The organism is Ruminococcus sp. OA3, assembly GCF_022440845.1.
GTDB lineage: Bacteria > Bacillota > Clostridia > Lachnospirales > Lachnospiraceae > Ruminococcus_G.
In genome coordinates this window covers 1,114,777-1,136,162 of record NZ_JAKNTO010000001.1, presented here as the reverse complement: position 1 = coordinate 1,136,162, position 21,386 = coordinate 1,114,777, and the positions used below count along the sequence as shown (strand labels likewise).

The following is a 21,386-nucleotide window of genomic DNA, read 5'->3' as shown; positions in this document are numbered from 1 at the left end:
CATATATTGTATCCGACCGGTGATTTCCTGTCAATCATCCCCATCACCAAATTATATGCTGTATTTTACATGTCTTTCGTCAAACTGTACAAAGACGCTTTGTTTTTACGGCAGTACCAGCTTGGCGGATCCGTAAATGCCTGCGTCATTTCCCAGTTCTGCCAACACGATCGGCGTATCTTTGCATGCCGGAAAAGCATCCCGTTCATAATATTTCCGTATCGGCCCGATCAGTACTTCACCAGCTTTTGACACGCCGCCCCCTATCACAATCCTTCCGGGATCTACAACGCATGCATAGATAGAGAGTGCATTTCCCAGATACTGTGCAAACTTCTCTACGACTCGTCCTGCAAGTGCATCCCGCTGTTTATACGCATCAAAGACATTCTTCGCCGTCACTTCCTGAGCGCGAAGCAGAGATTCCTCATCGCATCCCGCAAGTTCCATTTTCGCGAGTCTTACAATTCCGGTTGCTGAAGCCATCTGTTCCAGACAGCCGTGATTTCCACAGTTGCAAACGGCTGTTTCCGAAGGTTCTACGCAGGCATGGCCGATTTCTCCGGCTGCTCCGTGTTCCCCCGCTACAATCTTTCCGTTTACTATGATACCACCGCCTACGCCGGTCCCAAGCGTCACCATGATCATATTACGGCACCCTTTGCCTGCACCCTGCCACAGTTCCCCCAGAGCGGCTGCATTGGCATCATTGGCAGCCTTCACCGGAAGATTAAGCATATCCCCCAGTTCTCTGACAAGGTGTTTGTATCCCCAATGCAGGTTCACCGCCTGTGAAGCCTCTCCTTCGTCGTTAACAGGACCCGGAACGGCAAGGCCGACACCGCAGACCTGTCCATTTTCCAATCCTCTTTCACGGATCACCCGCTTTACTTCCCCGGCTGCATCAGAGAGTATATATTTTCCCTGTTCCTCCAGCCTTGTAGGAACTTCCCACTTTTCCAGAAGCGTACCATCCGTCATAAAACAGCCCAGTTTAATGGTCGTTCCCCCTACATCGATACCAAAACAATACTCGCCCATCAACGTTCCTCTCTTTTCCGGGTCATATTTGCCTGCACACGGTTGTAAAGTTCCTGTGCGGCATTATAACCCATCTTTTTCTGACGATGGTTGACTGCTGCAGACTCTACAATGATAGCCAGGTTACGTCCCGGGCGGATCGGAATTCCATGGCATGCAACCTTATTGCCCAAAAACTCCGTATATTTTTGTTCCAGACCAAGTCTGTCATATTCTTTATCCCTGTCCCATTCCTCCAGTTTGATCACCAGATCAATGGACTGTGTATTCTTAACGCTTCCGACACCAAACAGCGTCTTTACATCAATAATTCCGATTCCGCGAAGCTCTATAAAATGACGCGTAATATCCGGAGCTGAACCCACCAGTGTCTCATCACTCACCTTTCTGAGCTCGACGACATCATCACTTACCAGACGATGTCCACGTTTGATCAGTTCAAGGGCTGTCTCGCTCTTTCCGATGCCGCTCTCGCCCATGATCAGTACACCTTCACCGTATACATCCACAAGAACTCCATGGATGGAAATGCAAGGTGCCAGCTGAACATTCAGCCAGCGGATGATCTCCGCCATAAAATTAGAAGTCGTACGCTCCGACTGAAGAGTCGGTACTTTGTATTTCTCGGCAAGTGCCAGCATGTCCTCATCCGCTGTTGTCTGTGTGGTAAATACAACACACGGGATTCCCTTTGAGATAAATCCCTCATAGGATTTTATTTTCTCTTCTCTTGTCAGATGCATCAGGTATGTATACTCCACATATCCGATAATCTGCACACGCTCTGTTGCAAAATGCTCCAGATACCCTGCCAGCTGCAGTGCCGGACGGTTGATGTCAGGCATCTCAATTTTAATCTGGTCCAGGTCGATATCCGGAGTCAGGTTCTTCAGATTCAGTGTTTCTATAATTTTGCTGAGTTCAACTGCCTTCATATCATGCTCCTTATCCTTTTTCTTTTTCTTTTAAAACGCGTTTCCTGTTATTCCCATGATTCCGCGTGTGGCAGAAAAACAAGCAGCCCGCATGGATATTTGTTTTTCAGATCGCGGCTTGCCAGGTATCATCTGCTGTGCAGTTATTATACCATAGGCACCCTGCCGCATCAAGAATTCTCTGAATCTTCCGGGTGGAAAAACGCATGGACTTTCCGTGCACTGTCCGCATTCATGGAGGGCAGCTTCGCCAGCTCTTCCTCACTGGCTGCCTTGATATTGTCCAGCGACTGATAATGTTTCATCAGAGCCTTCCTGCGTGCCGGTCCCACTCCCGGAATATCATCCAGAATCGAATGGACCTGCCCCTTGCTGCGCAGCAGGCGATGATATTCGATCGCAAAACGATGTGCTTCATCCTGAATCCGTGTGATCAGCTGAAATCCCTGCGACGAATGGTCGATCGGAATTTCTTCATTTTGAAAATAAAGTCCTCTCGTCCTGTGTTTGTCATCCTTGACCATACCGCAGACCGGTATATCAAGGTTAAGTTTCTGCAGTACCTCACAGGCAATATTGACCTGACCGCGTCCTCCGTCCATCATAACCAGATCCGGAAAACGCAGGAATCCTCCCTGATTTTGTTCAGTTTCCTGCTCCTTCAGGCCTCTCGTAAACCGGCGCGTCAGTACTTCCTCCATGCTGGCATAGTCATTGGCACCTTTCACAGAACGGATCTTAAATTTCCTGTAATCATTTCGCTTCGGCTTTCCTTTTTCATAGACGATCATCGAACCGACCGATTCAAAACCGCTGATATTGGAGATATCGAACGCCTCAATACGGTTCAGGGAATCCATATTCAGCCAGCGGGCAATCTCTTTGAGCGCACCGATCGTACGTCCTTCCTCACGTTTCAGCCGTTCCTTATCCTGGTTCAGAACCAGCCGGGCATTTTGTTTGGCGAGCTCCACAAGCTTCTCCTTGGTCCCTTTTTTCGGTACCCGAACATAAACCCGCTGCCCTCTCACCTTAGTGAGCCATTCCTCGATCACTTCCCGATCATCAATGTCGTACTGAATCATCAACTCTTTAGGCACGAACGGCGTCCCGGAGTAAAACTGTTTTAAAAAACTGGAAAGGACCTGCTCTTCGCTGTCCTCCCGTGCAACCCGGAGATAAAAATGGTCTCTCCCGATCAGACGTCCTTCCCTTACAAAAAACACCTGCGCAACCGCATCATTTTCATCAGCGGCGATGGCGATCACGTCCTTGTCCTCTCCGTCGCTTCCCGTGATCTTCTGGCGTTCACCGATCCGTTTTACACTTTTCATAAGATCCCGGTATTCCATCGCCTCTTCAAAGCGCAGTTCATCTGATGCTGCCTGCATTTTTTCTTCCAGTTCTTTTAACACGGCTTTAAAATTGCCGTTCAGGAAATCCAGCACACTTTCGATATTCTTCCGATAATCTTCCTTTGAAATGTTGCCCTGGCACGGGGCCATGCACTGGCCAATATGGTAATAGAGACACGGTCGTTCTTTTCCCTGGTCCTTCGGAAGATTCCTGCTGCATGAACGTATCCTGTACAGCTTCCTCATCAATTCGATCGTATCTTTTATCGCGCCCGCACTCGTATACGGCCCGTAATATTTACTTTTGTCTTTCTGCATGCGGTGCGAAAAGAGCACCCTTGGGTACTCTTCCTGAATCGTCACTTTTATAAAAGGATAGCTTTTATCATCTTTCAGCATCGTATTATATTTCGGCCGATGCTCCTTAATCAGATTACATTCCAGCACAAGCGCTTCCAGCTCTGAGTCTGTAATGATATACTCAAAGCGGGCAATCTTCGTCACCATCTGCTCAATTTTCACGCCTTTGTTTCTGCTGCTTTGAAAATATTGACGCACACGGTTTTTCAGACTGACCGCTTTTCCTACATAGATGATCTCATCCTTTTGATCATGCATAATATAGACTCCCGGCCTGGCCGGGAGTTTTTTCAATTCTTCTTCCAGATTAAACATAATTATGGTTCCATTGGTGTTGTATTGTCTGCAGTTGTTGAAATCTCTTCATCTGGTCCATTTTCCCCGGTTATAGCCGGCTGTTCCTCAGACATGGCGTCAGATTCCTCGATGCCATTTACCCTGCGGAAGATTTCCATGAATTCTTTTCCGGTAATGGTCTCTTTCTCAATCAGGAAGGCTGCAATTTTATCCAGTGCCTCCCTGTTGCCCGACAGCAGAACTTTTGCCTTTTCATAGGATACGCGAAGAAGTTCCATCACCTCATGGTCGATCTCAGTGGCAGTATCATCTCCGCAGTTCATCACAGTCCTTCCATCCAGATACTGGTTCTCTGCACTTGCAAGACCCATCAGTCCGAATTTCTCAGACATTCCGTACTGCGTGATCATCGCCTTGGCAATACTGGTTGCCTTTTCAATGTCATTGGCAGCTCCCGTCGTAATATTCCCAAATACGATCTCCTCTGCCGCACGCCCCGCCAGAAGTCCCACAAGCATCGCTTCCAGCTCGCTTTTTGTGTTCAGGTACTTTTCCTCTTCGGGAACCTGCATCACATAGCCGAGCGCTCCCATTGTTCTTGGGACAATGGTAATCTTCTGAACCGGTTCTGAATCCTTCTGAAGCGCACTTACGAGTGCATGCCCTACCTCATGGTATGACACGATCCTGCGCTCTTCCTGACTTAAGATACGGTCTTTCTTTTCTTTTCCGACCAGAACGACCTCTACCGCTTCCAGCAGGTCTTTCTGCGATACGGCTTTTCTCCGATTCTTCACTGCGAGGATCGCAGCCTCATTGATCATGTTCGCCAGATCGGAGCCGACCGCTCCTGAAGTTGCAAGCGCAATACCGTCAAGGTCTACCGTCTCATCCAGCAGTACATTTTTTGCATGTACCTTTAAGATATTGACACGTCCCTTTAAATCCGGTCGGTCAACGATAACACGGCGGTCAAAGCGTCCGGGACGCAGCAAAGCCGGGTCCAGAACTTCCGGGCGGTTGGTCGCTGCAAGAATCAACAGGCCTTTGGAGGTATCAAATCCATCCATCTCTGCCAGCAGCTGATTTAATGTCTGTTCACGCTCATCATTCCCGCCTCCGTAACGGCTGTCACGGCTTTTACCGATGGCATCAATCTCATCGATAAAGATGATGCACGGAGCATTCTTTTTAGCCTCTTCAAACAAGTCACGCACACGCGATGCACCGACACCTACAAACATTTCCACAAAATCCGAACCGGAAAGCGAAAAGAACGGTACGTGTGCCTCACCGGCAACCGCCTTCGCAAGCAATGTCTTGCCGGTTCCGGGAGGTCCGACCAGAAGTGCCCCTTTCGGAAGCTTCGCACCGATCGCAGTATACTTCGTCGGGTTGTGCAGGAAGTCAACTACCTCCTGAAGAGACTCCTTGGCCTCGTCCTGTCCTGCCACATCCTTAAATGTGACACCTGTTTCTTTCTGCACGTAAGCCTTGGCTTTACTCTTCCCGACTCCTCCCATCATGCCTCCGCCTTTGTTTAAATGCTTCATCAAAAACGAAAGTCCTACAAACATCAGTACGATCGGCAATACAAGGCTTAAAATCGTTGACATTACGGAGGCTGCCATGTTCGGCTCTTTTTTCTCGAATGTGATATCTTTGCCTTCCAGACGTTTGGTCAGGGCGCTCCCGTCCTCTGTCATGACAACCGTATAATTAAACTGAATCCCCTCAATCTTCTGTTCTTTCGGGGTAATCGTCAATTTATCAGATTCCTGCACGACCTTGGTTACTTCTCCGTTGTCTACCATCTCAATAAATTTATCATAGGTAATTTCCTGATTTGCCGATCCACTTAAAAACACGCTGAAAACATTCCATAAAACCAGGATAACCAGCGTGCTGATCAGCAGTATAAGCAGGGACTGCCTGTTTTTCGGTCCATTGCCGCCAGGCCCTTCCGGCTTTGTATTCTTTGGGTCTTGTTCCATTCTTTATCCTCCTTGTAATAACACCTTTTAATTATAAAGATTAAACCCGGATAAATCAATACGCAGTTTGTGAAAAGCCGGACACAATTCTAAAGTTTTCCTAAAAAAATAAGAATTGTCACTGGCACTGTTATTCTCTCTTGTAGTATACTGTTTTCATAGATAAATCATACCACATGGAAGCGAGAAGGAAACTTATGAAAAAAGGATTTGACAATGAAAAATATTTGGAGATGCAGTCCCGTCATATCAGGGAGCGCATTTCCCAATTCGATGATAAGCTTTACCTGGAATTCGGGGGCAAACTTTTTGACGATTATCATGCCGCCCGTGTTCTTCCTGGTTTTGAGCCGGACAGTAAACTCCGTATGTTGCTGCAGCTTGCTGACCAGGCAGAAATCGTAATTACCATCAATGCCTCAGATATTGAAAAAAACAAAGTGCGCGGTGACCTTGGCATCACATACGATACTGACGTGCTCCGTCTGATTGATGAGTTCCGCGATATGGGACTCTTTGTCGGGAGTGTCGTGATCACACAGTATTCCGGCCAGGACAGTGCACTGCATTTTAAATCGCGCCTCGAAAAAATGGGCATTCCCGTCTACATTCATTATATTATCGACGGTTATCCGTCCAATATTCCACTCATCGTCAGCGAACAGGGTTACGGTAAAAATGATTATATTCAAACCTCTCGTCCGCTTGTCGTAGTGACTGCCCCGGGACCGGGAAGTGGTAAGATGGCAACCTGCCTGTCCCAGCTGTACCATGAACATAAACGGGGGATCTGTGCCGGATATGCAAAATTCGAGACATTTCCAATCTGGAATATACCACTGAAACACCCGGTCAATCTCGCTTATGAAGCGGCAACAGCCGACCTGAACGATGTCAATATGATCGATCCGTTCCACCTTGACGCTTACAATGTAACAACCGTCAACTACAATCGGGATGTTGAGATCTTTCCGGTATTAAATGCCATTTTTGAACGTATTTTCGGAAAAAGCCCATACAAATCACCGACGGATATGGGCGTAAATATGGCCGGCAACTGCATCATTGATGACGAAGCCTGCCGCGCGGCATCCTGTCAGGAGATCCTGCGCCGCTACTATCATGCACTCGCGGATATCGCCGCAGGAGCGGACAAAGAAGAAGAAGCTTTTAAAATTGAGCTGATCATGAAACAGGCACAGATTTCCACCGAGGACCGCAGTGTCATCGCTCCTGCTCTGGAACGCGCAAAGACCACCGGCGCACCTGCCGCTGCGATCGAACTTGCGGACGGAACCATCATTACCGGAAAAACTTCCCGCCTTCTGGGCGCATGTTCCGCACTTCTTCTGAATGCGTTGAAACATCTGGCAGGTATCGAACATAATAAACATGTGATCTCACCCGAATCGATTGCTCCAATTTCACGCCTGAAGACCAGGTATCTGGGAAGCATCAATCCACGGCTGCATATGGACGAAGTACTGATCGCACTCTCGACCTCCGCTGCATCTGATCTCTGCGCACAACAGGCCCTTGAGCAGCTCCCGAAGCTCGCCGGATGCCAGGTACACAGTTCTGTTATCCTGTCCTCCGTAGATATGAAGCTTTTTAACAGACTGTCGGTTCAGGTGACAACGGAACCTCAGTATGAAAACAAACAATTATTTTTCTGACAAAATAAATTTTTTTATTGTATTATTCTCCCTGTTTGTTGTATACTATTTCAGTATTTTTTAATGTACGACATGAAAAGGAGGAGAATTATGCCAGTAAAATATGTATTTGTGACGGGCGGTGTTGTATCCGGTCTTGGTAAAGGCATCACGGCAGCTTCTCTGGGCCGTCTTTTAAAGGCCCGGGGCTACAAAGTGACCATGCAGAAATTTGACCCGTATATCAACATCGACCCCGGAACCATGAACCCCATACAGCACGGCGAAGTATTTGTGACAGACGACGGTGCTGAGACAGATCTTGATCTTGGGCACTATGAACGTTTCATCGATGAGAGCCTGGACAAGAATTCCAACGTCACAACGGGAAAGATTTACTGGTCCGTACTGCAGAAAGAACGCCGCGGCGATTTCGGCGGAGGTACTGTCCAGGTGATACCACATATCACAAACGAAATCAAAAGCCGTTTTTACCGAAATTTCACCTCTGAAGATACACGGATTGCCATCATCGAAGTCGGCGGTACGGTTGGCGACATCGAAAGCCAGCCATTCCTCGAGGCAATCCGCCAATTCCAGCACGATGTAGGACATGAAAATGCCATCCTTATCCACGTCACCCTGATTCCTTATCTGAAAGCATCCGGCGAGATGAAGACAAAACCCACCCAGGCCAGCGTCAAAGAGCTGCAGGGAATGGGAATTCAGCCCGATATCATCGTATGCCGTTCCGAACTTCCACTTGATCAGAAAATCAAAGACAAGATCGCCCTGTTTTGTAACGTTCCCAGCAATCACGTACTGCAGAACCTGGATGTGGAATATCTCTATGAAGCCCCCCTTGCAATGGAGCAGGAACACCTGGCACAGGTTGCCTGCGAATCTCTGCGTCTGGAATGTCCCAAACCCGACCTGAGCGACTGGATCTCCATGGTCAAAGCACTCCGCAATCCGACGCAGGATGTTACGATCGCGCTGGTCGGCAAATATATTGCCCTGCATGATGCTTATATCAGCGTCGTTGAAGCACTGAAACATGGAGGCATTGCCAGTCATGCAACCGTCAATATCAATTGGGTGGATTCTGAGCTGCTGAACAGCGAAAATGTTTCCGAAGTTCTCAAAGATGCCGATGGTATCCTCGTACCCGGAGGCTTCGGTGATCGTGGAATCGAAGGAAAAATTCAGGCCATCCGCTATGCAAGAGAACATAAAATACCTTTTCTGGGACTCTGCCTCGGCATGCAGCTGTCTATCGTGGAGTATGCGCGCAATGTGGCGGGCTGTACTGATGCCCACAGTATAGAACTTGATCCCGCCACCGCACATCCGGTTATAGCTCTGATGCCGGATCAGAACGGCGTGGAGGACATCGGCGGAACCCTTCGCCTCGGTGCTTACCCCTGTGTCCTGGACAAGACTTCCAGATCATATCAGATATACGGCGCGGAGACCATTTATGAACGCCACAGACATCGTTATGAGGTAAACAATGACTTCCGCAGTATGCTCACAGAGAGTGGCATGACGCTCTCCGGTCTGTCCCCGGACGGAAGGATTGTAGAAATGATAGAACTGAAGGACCATCCGTTTTTCATCGCAACCCAGGCACATCCCGAACTCAAGTCAAGGCCGAATCGCCCCCATCCGCTGTTTAAGGGTCTCGTTGCAGCGGCGATTGACAACAGGAAAAAAATCTGAAATGTTATTTCGGCTTTTTCCTCCCGGAAATACTGCCGCATATTGCCTCCCCTGATCCCCCAAAGAACGGGAGCGCCGTAAAATAACCATCACACAGTTATCTTACGGCGCCCTCTATGTATAACATACTGTTAAGTTAATCTTCTTTAATTGCGAGAACGTCCATCGGACAGGCTTTCACGCAGATACCACATGCGCTGCATTTACCTGCAACTTCACTGTCTGCCGCCTTTACCATTACATTGAATGGACATGCTTCCACACATTTTCCGCATCCGGTACATTTTTTCTTGTCTACCATATAAACGCCCTTCGCATTTTGTGTGATGGCTCCGGCTTCACAGGCCTCCGCACATTTTCCACACTGCGGACATGCCAGCACCTGAGGAGATCCGTCCTTCTTTGCTCCGATCTGCAGATATGCCACGGAAACATCCGGTCTCTTGTAAAAAGCCTGAGAACATGCATTTGCACACTCAAGGCAAGCCATACATGCGTTTTTATTCACCGCTACTAATTTTTTCATTGTAAACCTCCTGTGGTATATATTTTATTGATATAATTTCTCCATAAATCCTATTATATAGGATTATTCGTCGGTATTCAACAAAAAATATGGCTATTTATAAAATTGTGTTGTGCAAAGTTTTAGATATTCTCAGGAATCGTATCCGTCAGGATTCATCGACTGCCATCTCCAGGAATCAGCACACATCTCTTCAATTCCAAAATGCGCCTTCCAACCCAGTTCCCGCTCCGCTTTCGACGGGTCCGCATAACAGGCAGCGATATCGCCTGCTCTTCTCGGCTTAATCTCATATGGAATCTTTTTACCAGATGCTTTTTCGTAAGCTTTCACCACATCCAGAACGCTGTAGCCGATTCCTGTCCCCAGATTATAGATAGAAACTCCCTTTGACAGGGCCAGTTTCTCCAGCGCTTTGACATGACCATTTGCCAGGTCAACAACATGAATATAGTCCCTGACTCCCGTTCCATCCGGCGTGTCATAGTCATCACCAAACACACCCAGGCATTTCAGTTTCCCGACGGCCACCTGCGCGATATAAGGCACGAGATTGTTCGGTATTCCCTTCGGGTCCTCTCCGATGAGACCAGACTCATGAGCGCCGATCGGATTGAAGTAGCGCAGCAGCATGATATTCCATCTGGGATCTCCTGCATTTAAATCTGTCAGGATCTGTTCGAGCATCCCCTTAGTCTGTCCGTACGGATTCGTGATCTGACCTTTCGGACATGCTTCTGTGATCGGCACGAATGCGGGATCACCATATACGGTCGCAGATGAACTGAATACAATATTAAAGCAATCATGGCTGCGCATCACATCACACAAGATCAGGGTTCCGGTAATATTGTTATAATAATACTCAAGCGGCTTTTCGACAGATTCACCTACAGCCTTCAAACCTGCAAAATGGATAACTGCATCTATGCTTTCCGAGTCAAATACCTGTTCCACAAATGACCTCTCCAGCAGGTCCCCCTGGTAAAACCCAGGCTTTTTTCCTGAAATCTGAGCAATTCTATCCACCGCCTTCGGACTGGAATTGCACAGATTATCCAGTATCACAACATCATAACCATGATTCAACAGTTCCACGCAAGTGTGGCTCCCGATATAACCTGCACCGCCGGTTACTAAAATTTTCATAACGTTCCTCCTTGTGTAATGGTAAGTTTGGGGTGACACTACCTGCTTATTATACCACAGTCCCAAATATACACACAGTTTTTTTTGCAGTACTCTTGTTATCATGGCTGCTGTTCTGATACAATGCCTTTATAATGAATAATCTGCATCCGCAGGAGAGGAGCAACTATGACTTTACGCCATCTTCGCATTTTTATAGCAGTAGCCGAAACAAGGAGTATGAGCGAGGCAGCCCGCCAGTGCTTCATCACCCAGCCCACCGTCAGCCAGACAATCCACGAGTTGGAAGAACATTATAACACACAGTTATTTGAGCGCCTGTCCAGAAAACTGTATATCACAGATTCCGGCACACGGCTTTTATCTTATGCCCGTCAGGTCATCGATCAGTTTCAGATCCTTGAGAGCAGCATGCTGGACAATCCGGCCAGAGAAATACTTCATATTGGTGCAACCATCACAGTCGGCACCTGCCTGCTCCCACAGATTCTGAATGATTTCGAAGATAAAGTTCGGGATGTCGGCACGTACGCCTGCATCAGCAATACGGCAGAAATCGAACAAAAATTATTGGATTCCAGTCTGGATATCGGTATTGTCGAAGGCAATGTACAGTCCCCTGACCTGGTTGCCATTCCTATGATTGAAGATTACCTTGTCCTTGTCTGTGACCGCAACCATCCGTTTGCCGGCCGTAAGGTGATAAAGGCAGAAGAATTGGAGCACGAGAAATTTGCAATGCGTGAATCCGGAAGCGGAACCCGTGCACTGTTTGAACATTATCTGCACCGTCATAATCTGCAGGTTACGATTGGCTGGGAAGCCAACAGTCCCCTGGCGATCAGAAATGCCATCTTATACAACAGGGGACTTTCCGTTATCTCTGTCCGCCTGTTCGAACAGGAAATACTTGCAGGCGACATCCGTGTGATATGTCTGGCCTCAAGAGAATGGGAGCGGACCTTTAAACTTGTCTATCACAAAAACAAGTACCTGACCCCCTCAATAGAAGCCATACGCTGTATCCTGCACGATTACCGCAGGCCTGATTTTCTGGACGGTATCCAGGTTGGTCTGCTGCAGGATACGATGTATGAATAGTTTTTTTATACGTACGCTGTCTTAAAACCGTATTCCTGGCAGTATTGATCGACTGAGGAGCCTCTTCGGCAACGGATCGTCGCACTCCTGTTGATAATCCATTCACCGATGCTGTCAGGGTCATGCAGGATTTCAAGAGTCTGCAGACGGTTGCAGCCGTGAAAAACCCACCGGCCGATCCGCCGGACACCCGGAGGTATCGAAACCTCCGTCAGCATATTGCATTTAAAAAATGCACTGTCCCCAATCTCCACCAGTCCTTCGGGCAGCTTAAGATGATCTATCATGGTAAAATAAAACGCTTCCTCACCGATATAGCGCATCGTCACTGGCAGCTCTGCGTCTGTAAGCTGTTTGCAGCGGTACAGTGCTCTCCTCTCAATCCTCTGCAGGTGGTCCGGAAATTGTATCGATATCATACCGGTACAGCTGTCAAAAACACCATCTCTTAATATCTGAAGCTGAGAATTTTTTTCGAATACCACATGTCTGAGCTTTTTACATTCACGGAATGCACCTTCCCCAATACGTTTCACACTTTTGGGTATAAACATCTTTCTGAGATTTGACGTATGGGCAAATGCCTTTCTCCCTATGACTTTCACTGTCGGCGGCAGGATGATCTCCCGTTCAATCTGTGAGCCCTCAAAAGCACTGTTACCGATAATGGCACATGCCTTTGGAAGCTCCAGCGAACGTACCTTCATATTATTACACAAAGCCCTGTCTCCGATAAACTGATAATATTCCGGAATCTGCAGCACATGGCTTCTGTGCTTGACCGCCATATCTCTGCGGTATGTACCCTTCATTTTTTGAAGCTGCTGCCAGTTTTGTTCATTGAATATTACTTTCACCTATTTCCCCCTGTGTCTGTCAGTACATAAAATCCCATAATTTCATGCGTATTTTCTTTCTGAATTTCGTTTTCTTCAGGATGTTTTTTCTCATTTTACCGGTAAATTCCACTGCCTCGCGTCGTTCCTCACCGCTGATATCCCGGTCACTGTACGCTCCCTTCTGGACAATATCAACCATATGCCGATATTCCTGGGCAACTGCCTCGCCATAATGCTCAGTCAGCACACCGCACACTTCATAGCGGGAACCGCTCCCGTTCCATAGTCCGGCATAGCACAGCCATTTTTCGAGATATCTGCCCAGCAGGCAGACTGCAGTTCTGTCATCCGCCGATTTGATCGCCTTGAGCTCTTTATACATTGCATGACGTTTTGCCAGTATATAGATGATGAACAGCAGCAGCCACAGCGCCAGCATGGTGAGCGCTCCCATCAGCACCCAAAATCCAATCCTGGAGGCTTCTTTCTTCTTTTGTTTTTCCTCGTCAGGAGGCGTATCCGGGGTGTCATCCTCCATCTGCTCGGATTCACCATCCCTGGCTCCGCCTTGTTCCCCGTCATCTCCAAACATGGAGGATGGGGCAATTTCATAATCCGGCCGCTCCATCTTGTCAAGATAGGGCGGTGTGACCTCCATCGGCACCCAGCCGATCCCATCCTGATAGATTTCCACCCAGGCGTGGGCTTCCTTGCCGGTCACACTGATCTCATCGTAACTTTCTGCATCCTTTACCAGTTCGGGGGTAATCAGATACCCCTCCACGTAACGTGCCGGTATGCCAAAATACCGATACATCATCGTCGCTGCAGTGGCATAGTGTACAGAATATCCTTTTGCTGATACTTCCAGGAAGTTTTTCAGAAAATCACCGCCTGTAAATTCTGTAATTTCCTCCGAATATGTAATCTTTTTATTTAAATATCCCATCACCGCCGCATTTGCATCCTCATAAGCCAGATGGGTTCCCTCTCCGGCAGGTTCCATTTTCAGATGCGTCTGCAGCAGTGTCATCATATCCGGGGATACCTCTGTGTACTGCTGATAAACATACGCATTATAATAGCTCTCAGCCTGTGCATAATCACTGAATTCGTTTTCATCTTTGCGATTATAGTATTCAGTTGCTATCTGTGGATACTGTCTGACCATATTGAATGAAGTCTGATACTGGTACAGGCGGTTTCCGAACAATCCTTTTGCCATGATCCGTTCATCTCCAAGCACTTTGGACTGCCCAATCTCATTGGGATCACTTTCAAGCTCATACGGTACATATATGTATTTGCTGCCTGCATTTACATTCTGTATCTTTATCTTAACCTTTTCATCTTCTGTGTCCGGCTTTTCCAGTCGGTAAATATCCGGCAGCTGTGTCAGCGCATTAAAGTTTTTCTCATGCAGGCCCGCCAACAGCTCTTTGTTCTCATAAAAGACGGGTTTGTCCGTTTCTTCCCATCCTTCCGAGGTATAAACACTTCCCACGTACCCTTTCAGATACATGGATGTCGGCTTATCCATTACAACCTTCAGCGCTGTCTTGTCTGTCAGCTTTAAATCTTTCAGCCCAATGAACTGTCCCTGTGTAAAAGAATTCGTCTTATCTTTTTCATAACGTATGTTTTCTATTGTACTGTGGATTTTTTCCCGAAGAGCAGTGACAAATCCGGCTGTCTGATACGAAGTCACAGGCAGCGCCGCCTGCAGTATGAGCAGCACTGCCATAAAGATTACTGCCAGCATCCCAAGCATCTCCGCCAGGGCCGCATTTTTTGTAATACCTGCATTTTTCTTAGTATTTGTCCCACCGGCACTGCTTGCGGCAATGCTCAGGATAATACCAAGCAACAGCAAAAGCAGCGGCCAGGATGATTCAGACACGCCAGACACCATCTGCAGCACAAGCAAGGGCAGCAGAAGCAAAAACAACAGATAATTATTTCTGCTCTCCGCCACGCTATAGCAGATTAAAGCCAGAAAGACAGAAACTGTCCCCACAAACATCACGTAACATAAAAAATATAATGTTTCCGGTGCCGTAACCTCAAACGCATCCTTCATCACGCCCAGATGATGCCCAAGCTGCGCAAGCGCATCATTGCAAACCAGCAGCAGGCCCTGGTATACCGGTGTTCTCTTTAGCAAAATAACAATCAGGAATGCTGCAAACAACAGTGTGCATATCACATAACCAGCTTTTTTAAGTTTCCCGCCTGCCAGCAGCAAAACCATCACCGCCACCCCGCCGGCAGCGGCTCCCCAAACCTGTTTCGGAACAGCAAACATGGACAGAAGTGACAACATAATCCCCGCATAGAGCACAAAGACGCTTCCCGCCTCATTCAGCCCCTTCAGAAACCGTCCTTTTGCGGAAAGTTCCTGTACAATCTCCATATTTAATCCTTGATTCTTTTTCTTTGATTTTCTTTTTGTCTCACTCATAACAGTCATTCCCCTAAACAATCAGCTGGCACAGCGCTTCCTCCATATTATCCGGCGAAAACAACAGATGTGTACCCTGTGCTTCCTGCTCTCTTTCAGAAAGTTTTTCCCTGCACAGCAGAACACTTACTGTACAGAACTGCATCAGCCGGTCAAGTTCAGCCCCCGGCTGATGTGCCGTAATATAAAGGATATGTGCAAACGGATTTTCAATATAATCCTGCAGATAATAATGCAGGGTGCTGTATCCGTTCACACCGGGCCGAATCGCCAGTAATCCGCCAAGCATAGCTGCAAGATCATCCTCCGTTGGCACTTCCTCACAGGTAAACCGCTCTTTCTTCTGGTCATACCATCCCAGCGCATGGATATGTCCGTTTTCGATCAGCGACTGCGATACCGAAAGAAATGCCTCCATCATGGCATCACGGACACAGGATTTCTCAGGCTTTTCACCCAGGATCCCCGTCTCATAAACCACCAGAATGGAATTTTCCACCGGCAGGCTCAGTTCTTTGACATACAGTTCATCCAGCTTCCCGGAAAGCTTCCAGTGTATACTTTTTAAGCTGTCCCCAGGCATATATTCACGGATTCCAAATATTTCACTGGGGTCATCACCCTTTTTCACACTGGAATACGTTACGCTTTCCCAGTTGGCAGTATTGCTCTCGGTAATCACAACTTCCGTGGGGAAAATATCCGGCAGTACAATTGCCTGCCCTTTCGTTTCCGGCATTTCTTTCACAGAAAACATGCCAAAAACATCAAAACACCGAAGACTGTCCACCGTGATTCTGATATTCCCACAGTAACTGCTCTTTAACTCCCAGTCCACCCGCTCTGTTCTGGCAGCCGGAAGTGAACAGTACAGGAACTGCGTCTGCGTCTCTCCGGTCATCATATTCTCAATGCGCAGCCGGCAGCCGGCTTTCGGAATCGGCAAAAACCCCCGGTTCGTCATGCACAGTACGCCGCGTATCGGTTTTTTCTTACTTGTCATCCTGCGTATTTCAAACGTACATTCCACCTTTTTTTTCATCAGAAGCACACTGATTTTGCCAAACACCGCCAACAGTACTGTCGCTGCTACCAAAAACAGCGCCGTCCAGGAATCAGACCAAAGATACAGCAGGAGTGTAAGCAGAAACCAGATCCCATAACAAATCCTGGATTTTGCCATCGTTTTATCCTCAGGCGACTTCCGCCGCTTTTGTCTCCTTTACAATTTCTTCCATAATCTCTTCCGCAGTCGTATTCGCCACTTTTGCTCTCGGATGCAGAATCACACGATGCGCACATACATTTGTAAAAATCCGCACGATATCTTCGGGTATCACGTACTCTCTTCCTGAGACATATGCCGCCGCTTTCGCCATATTATTGATCGCAAGTGCTCCACGCGGACTGACCCCCAGCTGAATCAGCTCATGTTTTCTCGTATTTTCCACAAGTGTGGTGATATACCGCAGAATATTGTCCTTGACTGTCACCCGTGCTACTTCCTGCTGCATGTTCACGATATCTTCTTTCGATGCCGCCTGTCTTAAAGAATCCAGCGGCTGCTCATTCTGGCGGTCACGCAGGATATTGACCTGACTGTCGAAATCCGGATAACCCATGCTCAGCTTCACCATAAAACGGTCCAGCTGGGACTGCGGCAGCATCTGGGTTCCCGCAGAACCAAACGGATTCTGTGTCGACAATACGGTAAACGGCTGAGGCACCGGATATGTCTTACCATCCACCGTAACGCTTCCCTCTTCCATTACCTCCAGCAGCGCTGCCTGCGTTTTGCTGGAAGTGCGATTGATTTCATCAGCAAGCAGCAGATTGCACATAACAGCCCCCGGCTTGTAAATAAAAGAATCTGTTTTCTTATCGTAAACCGTAAAGCCTACGACATCCGATGGGATGACATCCGGCGTAAACTGAATTCTCTTATAGTCCATTCCAAGTACTTTGGAAAACGCAAGTGCAAGTGTCGTCTTTCCAACTCCCGGGATATCCTCCAGCAGGATATGCCCTCTCGCCAGGATGGCCATCAGTACATTCTGGATGACTTCCTCCTTACCAACAATAACTTTTTGAATTTCTGTTACCAAGCTTTCTGTCTGATTCATAATTCCCTCCAGAGGCGCTTTTTCCGCCCGTTTTCTAGTCATCAAAAATACCGTGTTTTATACGAATGCGTTCTAGTTTAGTCCCGATCGGGCCGATGCCAAGCATCAGAAATACAACATTCGCAACCATATACTCGATCGTCACCGGAATGGCAGTAAAAAGGGCCATTCCATAGCGAAGCCAGTTGAACGTCCCATCCATGGAGAGGACAGTCCAGATGTCCATAATTGCCGAATACATAAATCCTGTGATCACCCCATATATGGCGAGCACCCATTTTTTTTTCAGTGCTTTTCGTATTCCCGGAAGTCCTGCGACCATACCGGTCATTCCCCATGCCAGCATCTGGAACGGCGTCCAGGGCCCCTGTCCGAAAAACATATTGGAAATGACGGCAACCAGTGAACCTGTCAAAAATCCTGCCTCAGGTCCCATGTACATGCCTGCGATGATCACAATTGCCGTTACGGGTTTGAACCCGGGAAGTACGACAAAGATAAAACGTCCCACGACGGCGATTGCCGTCATAACTGCCAGGACCACCATTCGCCGGATATTTCCATCCTTTTTTTCATAGGCATAATAAAAAGGAACGCAGGCGAACAGCACCATAATTATGGATATCAGATTATATCGCCGATCCTGAAACGCTGTGACTCCGCAGAAGATGATTCCCGCCGCACAGGCAATCAGCAGCAGAATCCCCGTTAACCGTTTTACCTTCATGCCTTTCTCCTTTTCTTCCATTAATACGGCACAGACTGACAATATCCCCGCATACCACAACATCATCGAACATCTGCCTCGCAATGCGGTTGGCAGCCGTTGTGTAGAAGCTGTTGCCGCAGAAGAATTCCGCCGGCGGATCTACCGAAGTCAACTCCCTGTCAAAGAACATGGCACAGCGGTTCGACACCTGGGCTGCGAATTCTACGTCATGTGTTACCATCAAAATCGTCATGCCGCCGGTCTGCAGCTTTTTCATCAGTTCCACCAGGCGGTGCTTTGAATAGGCATCGATTCCTTTCGTCGGCTCATCAAGCAGCAGAATCTTCGGCTGCAGCAGCAAAATTTTTCCAAGTGCCGCCTTTTGCTGCTCTCCGCCGCTTAAGTCATACGGATGTTTATCCATCAGAGCGGAGATTCCCAAAAGCTCTTGCACCTCTGCGACCTGATTTTCCATCTCGGAATCAGAATATTCCATGACCTTCTTCATCTCCAGATAATCCTCCCGCACACTTTCTTTTATAAATACAGTCTGCGGATTCTGCGGCAGCATCGCAAGTGTATGCTTATATAATTCATTGCCTTTGTAGGCCTTTAGTTTTTTTCCAAGAATACGAATCTTTCCTCGATATGCATGATTCATATCTGAAATCACACTTAACAGCGTTGTCTTTCCAGAACCGTTTCCGCCCAGTATGCTGACGATTTCCCCGGTCTTGATCTCCAGCGCAACTCCTTCCAGAACATCCGGCAGCTCCCTTTTATAACGGAACCAGACATCCTTCAGCATAACTGCTGTCTTTCCTTCCACCAGAGAGTTTTCATGCGAAGCTCTGCGCTGTTTTTCATTTGAAAAATAAGTTTTCAGAAATTCTCTTCCGTCACGCACAGTCACAGGACATGGTGCATCCGGCACGTCAAGCGCATTGTAAATGCGCACGGCGCTTGGAAATCCCACCAGCATCCTGTGATTTTCCCGGATTTCCTTCAGCCGCTTTCCTGCTGCCCGGGGAGGTTCACACAGCAGTATGCTCCCCTCTTCCATCACCACAACTCTGTCGGCAATGGGAAACACTTCTTCCAGCCGGTGCTCAACCATCAGAATCGTCGTCCCAAGCTCCCGGTTCAGCTTTCCAACTGTAGCAATAAAATCTGCAGCTGCAATCGGGTCCAGCTGTGAAGTTGGTTCATCTAATATCAGAATCTTTGGCTGCATCGCCATGATGGAAGCCAGATTCAGCAGCTGTTTCTGTCCTCCTGAGAGCTGCGCCGTTTCTTTTCGAAACCATTCATCAATCCCGAAAAAGCAAGCCATCTCTCCAACCCGCCGCCGGATCGTCTGCTGCGGAAGCCCCATATTTTCCAGTCCAAAGGCAAGTTCATGCCAGACCTTATCCATTACGATCTGATTTTCCGGATTCTGCATCACATAGCCGATCTCGCAGGCCGATACTTTCTCATCGAGTTGTTCCTGCTCACAGCCCCTGTAGACAATCTTACCTTCTTTTTGTCCGTGTGGGGCAAGCTCACGTTTCAGCAGTCGCAGAAGCGTTGTCTTTCCACATCCGGACTCACCGCAGAGTACGATAAACTCTCCTTCTCTGACAGTCAGCGATATCTCTCTCAGTGTCTTCTCACTCTGACCGGGATATGTAAAATTCAGATTTTCGACTTTAAGTAATTCCATCGAAGTTTCTCCTTTATCTCAAGCAGTGACGGCAAAACCATGTAAATCAGCACAATCGCATAGATAAATACCGCCTGATTGGTATTCTGAATATGATCCACTACCGGATAAAACGCAAAATCCAGCGGCAGCAGAAAATATCCTGCCCAGATGACCGCAGTCAGTACAGCGATTGCCCCCATCAGGATTCCGTCCCGTTTCCGGAACTTAAACAGCGAAAAATTTGTTCGTCCGGGAAGTCCGTAACCACGTGCCTTCATCGCATCCGCCGTCTCCAGGGAGTTTTCAATCGCCCATGACAGAATACTGTTGAACACCCGCATCCCACTCATCAGCCGGTCCGTCCGGCTGTCCGTCGAATAAAGTCCCAGCACTTTCTGCGTCTGATTAATTTTATGGATCTGTGTCTTAAACAGTGGAATAAAACGAAGTGTCAGAGACAGCACCAGAGACAGACGCGGAATCGCTTTTCCAAAAAGATAAATGAATTTATCCGATGTCATAATCAGATTATAGTTTTTGCACCAGAACATCACTCCCACGATCATGATGGACAGCGCTGCACCGTACGCGAGAGCTTCCATCGTGATTGGATTATCGTTCATAAAAAACAGGATTGTTTCACCGTTATGCGAAAACAGCGGATTGGTTACAGCCAGAAGCAGAAAAAAGAACAGGTAATAAAGAAGATTCCTTGCCAGCACCCGAAGAGGATTCAGCACCCCAAACAGCAGAATTCCCCCCAGCAGCACGAGAGACAGCATGATGGGGTGTACGGTGAACATGGCAAAAACAAGCACCAGTACGTAATAGGCAAACAGCACCGCCGGATGGTAACCTGCAAATTCATTCATTACTCTTCTCCTCCTTCTGTTCCCCGAAATTACCTCCCACATCACGCCCCAGATCACAGGTGTACACCAGCTCCAGCTGGTCCTTATCCTTCAGTTTATATCTGCTGATCCCATAAGACGGAAACTGTCCGTTCACCCGGTACATCCAGCCACTCAGATTTCCACAGGAGAATTCATACAGATAATTGATCCCCTGAATATAAGCGCTTCCATAGGCATTGTCTTTTGCCCCCTGAAACTCCATATGAATCTGTTCATGGCGTACCGCACGGTTCAGCACATCGAAGGCGGTGTCCCCCGGACGCAGTACGTATCTGGTCGGTTCCAGAATCACACCATCCGCCGGCACGTACTTTTCATCCTGCAGCCTGGGATCCAGTTTATCGTAATGATCAAGTATTGTGTCACAGCGAATAGAGACAGTAACTGTCTCCGAATCCTCTGTGATATCATCCACATGTGTCAGATAATAATCCTCCACAGACTGGATTTTTGTTCCCCTGAGGACCAGCACGATCAGCAGCACAACAAACGCCAGTACCAGCAAATCCTTCTTCACG

17 protein-coding genes are annotated in these 21,386 nt (G+C 47.8%); 3 read left to right on the top strand and 14 right to left on the bottom strand.

Features of this window, described 5'->3' with window-relative positions:
• Positions 1-105 precede the first annotated feature (105 nt).
• The 4 genes from MCG98_RS05170 to ftsH form a co-directional block, all read right to left on the bottom strand.
• Positions 106-1,041 (bottom strand): ROK family glucokinase, encoded by a 936-nt coding sequence (locus MCG98_RS05170; RefSeq protein WP_275891251.1) that lies wholly within the window; start codon positions 1,039-1,041, stop codon positions 106-108.
• Positions 1,041-1,976, bottom strand: coding sequence for an HPr(Ser) kinase/phosphatase (hprK, locus tag MCG98_RS05165; protein ID WP_240300733.1), 936 nt, complete (start codon positions 1,974-1,976; stop codon positions 1,041-1,043). The genes MCG98_RS05170 and hprK overlap by 1 nt, the downstream gene beginning before the upstream one ends.
• Positions 1,977-2,146: 170 nt before the next feature.
• On the bottom strand, positions 2,147-4,006 hold the full coding sequence (gene uvrC / locus MCG98_RS05160) for an excinuclease ABC subunit UvrC (protein ID WP_240300732.1): 1,860 nt from the start codon (positions 4,004-4,006) through the stop codon (positions 2,147-2,149).
• Positions 4,007-4,008: 2 nt separating this feature from the next.
• Entirely contained in the window at positions 4,009-5,982 is a 1,974-nt protein-coding gene (gene ftsH / locus MCG98_RS05155; RefSeq protein ID WP_240300731.1) for an ATP-dependent zinc metalloprotease FtsH, read from the bottom strand.
• A 197-nt stretch (positions 5,983-6,179) separates the two neighbouring features.
• Here ftsH and MCG98_RS05150 point away from each other — a divergent pair, with 197 nt between their 5' ends.
• Together MCG98_RS05150 and MCG98_RS05145 are read left to right on the top strand one after the other, a co-directional pair.
• Positions 6,180-7,658 carry a DUF1846 domain-containing protein gene (locus tag MCG98_RS05150; RefSeq protein WP_240300730.1) on the top strand — a complete coding sequence of 493 codons (1,479 nt, stop codon included), beginning with the start codon at positions 6,180-6,182 and terminating at the stop codon, positions 7,656-7,658.
• A gap of 90 nt (positions 7,659-7,748) precedes the next feature.
• On the top strand, positions 7,749-9,359 hold the full coding sequence (locus MCG98_RS05145) for a CTP synthase (protein ID WP_240300729.1): 1,611 nt from the start codon (positions 7,749-7,751) through the stop codon (positions 9,357-9,359).
• A 136-nt stretch (positions 9,360-9,495) separates the two neighbouring features.
• Here MCG98_RS05145 and MCG98_RS05140 read toward each other — a convergent pair whose 3' ends face one another.
• Both MCG98_RS05140 and galE read right to left on the bottom strand, forming a co-directional pair.
• A complete protein-coding gene (locus MCG98_RS05140; protein WP_240300728.1) occupies positions 9,496-9,885 on the bottom strand; it encodes a 4Fe-4S binding protein in 390 nt (129 codons plus the stop codon).
• A gap of 132 nt (positions 9,886-10,017) precedes the next feature.
• Complete coding sequence (galE, locus tag MCG98_RS05135; protein WP_240300727.1) at positions 10,018-11,034, bottom strand: UDP-glucose 4-epimerase GalE; 1,017 nt, start codon at positions 11,032-11,034, stop codon at positions 10,018-10,020.
• 168 nt (positions 11,035-11,202) lie between these two features.
• Here galE and MCG98_RS05130 point away from each other — a divergent pair, with 168 nt between their 5' ends.
• Complete coding sequence (locus MCG98_RS05130; protein WP_240300726.1) at positions 11,203-12,135, top strand: LysR family transcriptional regulator; 933 nt, start codon at positions 11,203-11,205, stop codon at positions 12,133-12,135.
• Between the two features lie 5 nt (positions 12,136-12,140).
• Here MCG98_RS05130 and MCG98_RS05125 read toward each other — a convergent pair whose 3' ends face one another.
• The 8 genes from MCG98_RS05125 to MCG98_RS05090 are packed head-to-tail and all read right to left on the bottom strand — an operon-like array spanning position 12,141 to position 21,385.
• Complete coding sequence (locus tag MCG98_RS05125) at positions 12,141-12,992, bottom strand: leucine-rich repeat domain-containing protein (protein WP_240300725.1); 852 nt, start codon at positions 12,990-12,992, stop codon at positions 12,141-12,143.
• Between the two features lie 19 nt (positions 12,993-13,011).
• Entirely contained in the window at positions 13,012-15,435 is a 2,424-nt protein-coding gene (locus tag MCG98_RS05120; RefSeq protein ID WP_240300724.1) for a transglutaminase family protein, read from the bottom strand.
• A gap of 13 nt (positions 15,436-15,448) precedes the next feature.
• Positions 15,449-16,618, bottom strand: coding sequence for a DUF58 domain-containing protein (locus MCG98_RS05115; RefSeq protein ID WP_240300723.1), 1,170 nt, complete (start codon positions 16,616-16,618; stop codon positions 15,449-15,451).
• Positions 16,619-16,628: 10 nt separating this feature from the next.
• Positions 16,629-17,558, bottom strand: a complete 930-nt coding sequence (locus tag MCG98_RS05110) for a MoxR family ATPase (RefSeq protein WP_240300722.1) — start codon at positions 17,556-17,558, stop codon at positions 16,629-16,631.
• Positions 17,559-17,592: 34 nt separating this feature from the next.
• Positions 17,593-18,285, bottom strand: coding sequence for an ECF transporter S component (locus MCG98_RS05105; RefSeq protein ID WP_240300721.1), 693 nt, complete (start codon positions 18,283-18,285; stop codon positions 17,593-17,595).
• Positions 18,188-19,972 (bottom strand): ABC transporter ATP-binding protein, encoded by a 1,785-nt coding sequence (locus tag MCG98_RS05100; RefSeq protein ID WP_240300720.1) that lies wholly within the window; start codon positions 19,970-19,972, stop codon positions 18,188-18,190. The genes MCG98_RS05105 and MCG98_RS05100 overlap by 98 nt, the downstream gene beginning before the upstream one ends.
• A complete protein-coding gene (locus MCG98_RS05095) occupies positions 19,945-20,826 on the bottom strand; it encodes an energy-coupling factor transporter transmembrane component T (protein ID WP_240300719.1) in 882 nt (293 codons plus the stop codon). The genes MCG98_RS05100 and MCG98_RS05095 overlap by 28 nt, the downstream gene beginning before the upstream one ends.
• A complete protein-coding gene (locus MCG98_RS05090; RefSeq protein ID WP_240300718.1) occupies positions 20,819-21,385 on the bottom strand; it encodes a DUF4430 domain-containing protein in 567 nt (188 codons plus the stop codon). The genes MCG98_RS05095 and MCG98_RS05090 overlap by 8 nt, the downstream gene beginning before the upstream one ends.
• Position 21,386 lies beyond the last annotated feature (1 nt).